5 protein-coding genes and 3 pseudogenes are annotated in these 5,804 nt (G+C 61.6%); 2 read left to right on the top strand and 6 right to left on the bottom strand.

The features are described 5' to 3' along the window. The 4 genes and pseudogenes from ACWGTO_RS32490 to ACWGTO_RS32475 form a co-directional block, all read right to left on the bottom strand. Positions 1–119, bottom strand: a pseudogene (locus ACWGTO_RS32490) (recombinase family protein); the annotation flags it as partial. A gap of 364 nt (positions 120–483) precedes the next feature. Then, positions 484–2,187 (bottom strand): recombinase family protein, encoded by a 1,704-nt coding sequence (locus ACWGTO_RS32485; RefSeq protein ID WP_454578807.1) that lies wholly within the window; start codon positions 2,185–2,187, stop codon positions 484–486. Between the two features lie 378 nt (positions 2,188–2,565). After that, a pseudogene (locus ACWGTO_RS32480) lies at positions 2,566–2,937 on the bottom strand (recombinase family protein); the annotation flags it as partial. After that, on the bottom strand, positions 2,924–3,106 hold the full coding sequence (locus tag ACWGTO_RS32475) for a hypothetical protein (protein ID WP_454578806.1): 183 nt from the start codon (positions 3,104–3,106) through the stop codon (positions 2,924–2,926). The pseudogene ACWGTO_RS32480 and the gene ACWGTO_RS32475, both read right to left, overlap by 14 nt. 309 nt (positions 3,107–3,415) lie before the next feature. On the opposite strand from ACWGTO_RS32475, the gene ACWGTO_RS32470 reads away from it, so the two are divergent. Continuing rightward, entirely contained in the window at positions 3,416–3,649 is a 234-nt protein-coding gene (locus ACWGTO_RS32470; RefSeq protein ID WP_454578805.1) for a transposase domain-containing protein, read from the top strand. Positions 3,650–3,660: 11 nt separating this feature from the next. On the opposite strand, the gene ACWGTO_RS32465 is transcribed toward ACWGTO_RS32470, so the two are convergent. Together ACWGTO_RS32465 and ACWGTO_RS32460 are read right to left on the bottom strand one after the other, a co-directional pair. Beyond that, positions 3,661–3,969, bottom strand: coding sequence for a transposase (locus ACWGTO_RS32465; protein WP_454578808.1), 309 nt, complete (start codon positions 3,967–3,969; stop codon positions 3,661–3,663). Positions 3,970–4,451: 482 nt separating this feature from the next. Further along, positions 4,452–4,871, bottom strand: a pseudogene (locus ACWGTO_RS32460) (IS110 family transposase); the annotation flags it as partial. A gap of 256 nt (positions 4,872–5,127) precedes the next feature. Here ACWGTO_RS32460 and ACWGTO_RS32455 point away from each other — a divergent pair. Then, positions 5,128–5,730, top strand: coding sequence for a UPF0149 family protein (locus ACWGTO_RS32455; RefSeq protein WP_454578804.1), 603 nt, complete (start codon positions 5,128–5,130; stop codon positions 5,728–5,730). Positions 5,731–5,804 lie beyond the last annotated feature (74 nt).

Genomic DNA, 5,804 nt, shown 5'->3' with positions numbered 1-5,804 from the left:
TGTCGCGCGGCTTCGTACATCCGCGCCCGAATGACGGAAAGCTCGAACTCGCTGATGTTGCCCTTCATGCCGAGCAACAACCGGTCGTTCGGCTTGGCGGGATCATACGATCGATCATGTTGATACCCTCATTTGTTTGGTCTTGGGTCGAAAACGAGATGATTTCGGACTCCTGCCCTAAGCTCTTGCAATGCGGTTATGCTGGCCTCTGTCTGTGGAAACAGAAAGCGCTTGTCGCGAGGATCGCGCTGAATCTCGATGGTTCCACTGTGGATGCGTTTCTTGATGCATGACTTTGAGACCCCGAGACGCTTTGCGATTTCGGTGATCGTTATCCAGCCGGAAATATGGCGAGCGCGTGTCGTCATGCTGTTGCGTAATACGCGATATCGTTGCCGAACGACCTGAACGGTTCGCACGGGAACATAGTTTCGGCGTGGTGAACGATGTCCCTCCTGGGTCAGGATCGTGGCGATCTCGGTATCATCGAGGCCTTGGCGGGCGAGTTCCAGGATCCGTTCCTGCATCTCGGCTCCTCGCGTTAGAGCATGCAGGGCATGGACTGTCGGTTCGACCTCCAATTCGGATATCTCCCCGCCACGCCAGCCGGACAGCAATCCGGTCACGACCGATACGTTGCAGCACCACCTTGTCGATCAGCGTCCGCAGCAACCGCTTCCTGTCGGCCCGGCTCACATCCGATCGGCGCCAGAGATCGGGCAGGTTTTGACCGAGAGCGAGAAACTCGCTCTGTTCCTCTGGTGTCAGCATGGCTGCTTTGGTCTTCATCGCCCGGCGATTAGCCAACGCCTCTTCGGCTTGCCGCAGCTCGCGCAGCGCTGTCTCCCAGCGTCGTTCCAACTCAGCGGCAATGAGACGATTGTCGGGATCGACACGATTATATTGCCGTTCGGCCAGAAGCGCCTGATAGCGCAGTCGCTCGACCTGCTGCGCTTCGGCGCGATCAAGGGCTTCGTCGGTCTGCCGCCGTGCGTCGAGCGCATCTCTCCAAGCCTTCACCTCGGCGGGCGCGATCGCCGCAAAGAACGCAGCCAATACCTTGGCGTCGATCAGGTCGGCGGGAAGATGCTGGCACAACGTCTTACCTTCGTGGTACTGCAAGAAATTGCAGACGTACCGGGAACCGCCCTTGTATTGCACCCACATCTTGTGGCCGCACTGACCGCACCAAGTAATACCCTGCAAAATCGCTGCGCCCTCCCGGGGTACGCCACGCGTTTGATTGCGTTGGTATTCGGCATGATTGTCGTGCAGCATAGCCTGGATCCGCTCAAAGCTATCCCAATCGATATATGCAGGATAGCGGTCCTTTACGACGATCTTCCACTCCGCCATCGGGCAACGGGCCGTCTTCAACTTTCCGCTTGCATAGGTCGTACGGCATGACCGGGTACGGCCATAAACGAAAGCACCAGCGTAGGCCGGGTTCTTTAAAATCCCGGAAATCATACTGGTTGTCGGCATCCGCCATGCGACATCACCGAACCGATCGCGTCGCGGCAGAGCAAGCGCATGGTCTCGCAATGACCGGATCACCTTACCCACGGAACCTTCCTTCAGAAAGGTCGTAAAAACCAGTAAAATCCGCTCCTGCACCTCACTGCTCGGATCCTTCGACACCATGCCGTTGGCGTCACGCTCCAATCCCGCCGGTAGCAGTAATGCCAGATCGCCCCGCTCGGCCTTGGCACGCAGACCGGCGGTCAGACGACCGCGCAATGTATGCAGTTCCACTTCGGAGATTGTGCCCTTCAGGCCGAGCAAGAGGCGCCCATTGGTTGACCCCGGATCGTAGACACCATCGCGATCCGCAATAAGGCATTGCCGAAAGCCGCACAGATCAAGCAAGGGGTACCAATCAGAGCAGTTGCGCGCCAGCCGCGTCACTTCGTAGGAAAGAATAATCCCGATGTCGCCCAGCGTGACCCGGGCGATAACGTCCTTGAAGCCTTCGCGGTGCGTCGCTGTCGACCCGCTCAATCCGAGGTCAGCGTCAACCACATCAATGTTGGTATCATCCCAACCGAGATCATTGGCTCGCTGCCGCAAAGCATACTGCAGCCGAAGACTTTCCTGGTTGGTCATCACCTGGTGAGGCGTGGACTGTCGAATGTAAACCACGGCCTTCCGGCACAGGTGACTTCCTGTCACGAGATCCGACATCATGGCTCTCCCTCCAGGGAACCACGCAAACTTGCCAATCTTGGCTCGGAACCGTGTTCTAAAGAATCACTAACCGGTTGATTCGCCAAGCCCCTCAGCGCGACTTCTCTCGTAAGTTCGAGCAAGTCGCGAATACTGTCGAGTGAAAGCTTGCTTGACGGGATGGGCAGCCGCTCACCATCGAGGTCGGTGGCCGCAGCACGTATTCGCAGCGATACGCCATCGCGATAATGGACGAGAACGCAGCCACCTGGTCGGTGCGAGCCTTCCGACGAGACCAAATCAAAGCATCGTCTGTATAACGGATGGGCTGGATCCGTTACGGTAACCTGTCCCAACCGATCAGATGGCGCCCGAATTGGGGCATCATGGTGTGTGCTTGTAAATGCCGTCGATATCAATAACGCGCGCATCGACTTGGCCGCAAAGCTCGAGCAGCCTTTGCCAGTCCGGACCGTTGCGCGACAACCGAGAGGCCTCAAGGCACAATACTGCGCCGACATGACCGGTGCACAGATCGTCGACGAGTCGTTCGAAACCGGGGCGCTCGACGGCGCCGCTCGCGCTGCGTCCCAGATCCTCATCGATCACCTCGACATTGTGGAACCCCCAACGCCGCGCAAGGTCGACCAGCTCATATTGCCGGCGTTGACTCTCAAGGTTGGCATGAACCTGTTGGGCCGTCGACTGTCTGACGTAGACGACGGCCTTGCGCTTCAGGAGGGCCAAGGGAAGAAGATTACCGCCCGTCATCGGTCATCTCCTTCTCCGCGATGCCGGCAGCTGCCGTCAGCAGCTTGGCGAGGCTCGCGACCGCGCCTGCGCGCTGCGCTTTCGTCAGCCCGTCCAGGGCTCGGGAGTCGAGTGGCATGATCAATTGCCGCGGTGCTGGCAGCCGGCTTGGTGGGGGCAGTCTCTTCATCGATGACCTCCTGAGCGTTCGAACCGCTCGCAAGGCCATTACGAAATCCCCGATGGATCAAGAGGTGGTGAAGGTCAGTCAGCGCATCCACGGTCACCCGAGGGCTACCCAAGCTGAACGCTTCGCACACGTCGCGATCCAACATCCATGCGGGAACTACAATGACTTCGCCATGGCGCACGACAATGTGCGCGACTCTGCCGTTCGCCCGTTCCTCGATATACTCGCATCGGACGGTCCGCTCGAAATTGGGATGCCATCGATACCAAACGACAACCTCGCGCCCGACATGGGCAGAATGTCTGCGAGATGCCCGTCGGCAGGCGCAATTGGCTTTTCTCGGGCAGCTTCGCCGCGGCCGAGCGGTCAGCGGTCGTGCTCAGCATCATAGAAACCTGCAAGCTCTACGGCGTCGATGCCGAAGCCTACATGGCCGATGTCATCGAGCGGATCCAGAGCGACTGGCCAGCCTCGCGCGGGGACGAGCTGATGCCCTGGAACTGGGTGCGCCGCCAAGAGATGCCGCTCCCCTTGGCGGCATGAGACTTCCTGTGTCAACCGTTGACGAGAAGAGCGCGTGCGGCGGGGTGTTTGTTGGGATCGTAGGTGGCGCCATCGTGCCATGCTCTCCAGATGATACGCAGCCAGGCGCGAGCGAGGATACGCACGGCATGGGGATGGCGGCAGCCGCGTTTTCTGGCCTCTTGATAGACCTTGGCGGCCCAGGGGCTGGCATGCCTGGAGTTGTCGGCAAAGCAGGTGATGGCGGTACGCAGACGCTTGTTGCAGGCCCATCGCCAGGCGACGGCGCGGGATTTTCCGCTCTGGTAGGTGACTGGGGCGACGCCGGCCTCGGCGGCCAGTGATCGTGGCTCTGGAAGCGGGCGCGCACGTCGCCCAGTTCGGCGGTGATCTGGGCGGCGCAGATTTTTCCGGTCCGCGGAAACGACATGATGACCTTGCCTTCCGGCAGTTGAGCAACGGCATGCTCTATGCGGCTGGAGAGCTTGGCGATCTGGGCGACGAGGCTTTCGAGAGCAGAAGCGATGGCGCGCGCGAGTTCACCCTTGGCGTCGGCCTCTGCCTCCGCAGCGATTGGGCTGGGAGCGGTGCGGAGCCGGCCGAGCACGTCGGCGACGCTGCGTCGGCCGCAATACTGGTTCTGGGCGAGGAGGGCGGCCATGCGCTTCTCGGCGAGGCGGCTGGCGCTTTCCGGTGTCGGGTAGCGCTGGATGAAAGCCAGCGCGATCGGGCTTGCGATGTCAGCGAACAGGCCGGCGGCGCCAGGCCAGAAGCTTTCGAGCAAGGCGCGCAGCTGGTTGGCGAGCCCGAGCCTTGTGGCGACGAGATCGTCGCGCCCGCGCGCCAGGGCACGCAGCGCCTTGATGGCATCGGACTGGGGCCTGAGCGGGGTCAGCCGGTGCCCGTCGGTGCGCAGGATGTCGGCAAGGATGTAGGCATCGCCAGGATCGCTCTTGGCGGCCACGGCGCGGTAGCGTGGCCGGCACGCCTTGACGACATTGGGATGGACCGGCGTGACGACGAAGCCGGCGTCGGCCAGCACGTCGACGAGCAGCCCGCTGGGCCGTTCGATGGCGAGCGGCGTCTCCTCGGGCAGGCCATGACGGCGCAAGCGCGCGACGAGATCGGCAAGCCCGTCCCGATCATGAGCCGCGACAAAGTGGTCGAGGATCTTGCCTGCGGCGTCGACGATACAGACGGCATGGCTGGACCCGCCCCAGTCGAGCCCGACGAAAATGGTCATGGATGCACCTCGCAAAACCGGAGTATGGTGCCCGGTGCCCTCACGGGTTGCTCATCAATCGGCGCTCTGGACGCATCTTGGTCGACATGTCCGTGGCGCATCTTCCTGTAGCCCGTCTGCGGCTTCCGGCCACCGCAACGCAGCAGGTCTCATGCGGGCCCTCAAGGGGCAAGCGAGCTTGGCTGTCGTCACGGCGGCGCGGGACCAACGCCCAATCAGTCCTTAAACTGATTCAGCGCAATCGTGAGGTTGCCTGATGAGCGCGCTCGATGACATGGCGCTGTCGGACGAGGCCCTCGAGGCCTGGATGGAAGCCAAGACCAACCCCCGCCCGCTGGTGCGAACCATGTCGGCGCTGGATGGCTTCGTAACGGCGGCGGTCACCGGGCCGCGGTTCGCGGATCCGCAAGACTGGATGTGCCCGCTCATGGGGTTGCCGCGCGACGTCCTGGCCAAAGGCTGTGCAACCGACCACGCCGTGTTTGCCAGCGTCGCCAGGATCCACAACCGGATCAACGAGACGCTCTTCGACAGACCGCAGCATTACACGCCCCGCTTCGCCACCAAGCCCAGCGGCGGCATCGACCCACGGCCGTGGTGCCAAGGGTTCTACGCGGCCATGAATCTCAACATCAAACGCTGGAAACGGCTACTCGACCTCAACAACCCCAACCACGGCCTGCTGCTGCCGATCCTGATCTACTGCGTCGACAAGAAAGGGAGGCCCGTCCTCGGCAAACCCAGGCCGGGGCCCGAGACCGCGCACTTCATCGAGCATGAGGCATACAAAGACATCGCACTGGTCATCCCCGCCCTGCGCGAACTCCACTATGTCACCCCCTATGATAACCCGCAATAATCGCCGCCGGCGCGCCCAGGGCAATCGGGTGAGTTAACACGTGACATATGGCGCCAGTGCTGAATCTGTGAGTC

The organism is Mesorhizobium sp. PL10 (assembly GCF_053714315.1).
The sequence above is the reverse complement of the archived record's forward strand: the minus strand, read 5'-3'. Positions and strand labels throughout refer to the sequence as shown.

Bases quoted from the DNA above. Each gene is read 5' to 3' on its own strand.
- ACWGTO_RS32485 (WP_454578807.1), bottom strand. From the start codon at position 2,187: ATGATGTCGGATCTCGTGACAGGAAGTCACCTGTGCCGGAAGGCCGTG.
- ACWGTO_RS32475 (WP_454578806.1), bottom strand. From the start codon at position 3,106: ATGAAGAGACTGCCCCCACCAAGCCGGCTGCCAGCACCGCGGCAATTG.
- ACWGTO_RS32470 (WP_454578805.1), top strand. From the start codon at position 3,416: ATGCCCGTCGGCAGGCGCAATTGGCTTTTCTCGGGCAGCTTCGCCGCG.
- ACWGTO_RS32455 (WP_454578804.1), top strand. From the start codon at position 5,128: ATGAGCGCGCTCGATGACATGGCGCTGTCGGACGAGGCCCTCGAGGCC.